Origin of the sequence: Dietzia sp. Die43, from assembly GCF_024519835.1 — a bacterium.
GTDB classification, from domain to species: domain Bacteria; phylum Actinomycetota; class Actinomycetes; order Mycobacteriales; family Mycobacteriaceae; genus Dietzia; species Dietzia kunjamensis.
In genome coordinates this window covers 1-362 of record NZ_JALJRF010000081.1, presented here as the reverse complement: position 1 = coordinate 362, position 362 = coordinate 1, and the positions used below count along the sequence as shown (strand labels likewise).

Here is a 362-nt window from a genome sequence, read left to right as displayed (position 1 = left end):
GCGTATCTCGCCGGGAAAACCACCCTCGACGCGCTCCCCCTCCGCAGTTCGTACTTCTCCTCCCCGCCGCGCCTCCCGCTTCTCCCCGCGCCCTTTTCTTCTCTCTCCCTCTCTTCTTTTCCCCTCTTTCTTCTCCCCTTCTCCCCCCTTCCCTCCTCCCCTCTCTCTCTTTTCCCTTTCTCCCTCCCTCTTCCTCTCCTCTTTTTTTTTTTTTCCTTTCCTCCCCCTTCTCCTCCTTTTCTCCTCCCTTCTCTTTTTCTCTTCCCCCCTTCTCCTTCTCCCCTTCCCCTCCTCCTCCTTTCTTCCTCCTTTTTTCCTCTTTCCCCCTTTTCTCCCTCCTTCTTCCTCTCCTCCTCTTTTTT

General features: G+C 55.5%; 1 protein-coding gene. It reads right to left on the bottom strand.

The features are described 5' to 3' along the window. Nucleotides 1-362, bottom strand: a 362-nt coding sequence (locus tag NR111_RS18900; protein ID WP_256821643.1) for a hypothetical protein, incomplete at both ends; no start/stop codon positions are given.